This window comes from Streptomyces botrytidirepellens (assembly GCF_003721215.1).
Taxonomy (GTDB): domain Bacteria; phylum Actinomycetota; class Actinomycetes; order Streptomycetales; family Streptomycetaceae; genus Streptomyces; species Streptomyces himastatinicus.
Map to the genome: position 1 here is coordinate 1 of NZ_RIBZ01000373.1, position 657 is coordinate 657.

The following is a 657-nucleotide window of genomic DNA, read 5'->3' on the forward strand; positions in this document are numbered from 1 at the left end:
CGCGCCCCCTCGACGCGGCGGAGCGGCGCGCCTGGCGGGCCGACACCGCGGCGGCGTGGGCGCTGCTGGCGGAACGTCACCCCGCGCGGGCGCGGGACGTGGCGGCGACCGTCGCCTCGCTCGTGCCGCTGACCGGGCCCTCGTCCTGGACCAGCGCCAGTTACGGCGACGCCGTCGGCGCGGTGGGACTCTCCCCGCACCCGGACGCGCGGTCGCTGGCGGCGGCGCTGGTGCACGAGGCCCAGCATTCGAAGCTGTCCGCCCTGCTGACGGTGGCCGACCTGCTCGACGCCCCGCCGGGGTTACGGGCGTACGCCCCCTGGCGGGACGATCCGCGGCCGCCCGCCGGGCTGCTCCAGGGGGCGTACGCCTTCCTCGCGGTCACCGGCTTCTGGCGCGACGAGGCCCTGCGGGCGGGGACGGAGGAGGAAGTCCACACGGCCCAGACCCACTTCGCCCGCTGGCTGCGGCCCACCGCCGACACCGTGGCGGTCCTGGCCCGCTCCCCCTGGCCGACCGCCGAGGGCCGCCTGCTGCTGGACGCGATGCGGCGCACGCTCGCCGACTGGGCGACGACCCGGATCGCGCCCGCGGCCGCCGCCGAAGCCCGGTCGGCGGCGGTCCGGCACCGGGTCCGGTGGCGGCTGCGGCACGCGC

1 protein-coding gene is annotated in these 657 nt (G+C 79.6%); it reads left to right on the top strand.

Features of this window, described 5'->3' with window-relative positions:
• Positions 1-657, top strand: a 657-nt coding sequence (locus EEJ42_RS31035; protein ID WP_246097509.1) for an aKG-HExxH-type peptide beta-hydroxylase, incomplete at both ends; no start/stop codon positions are given.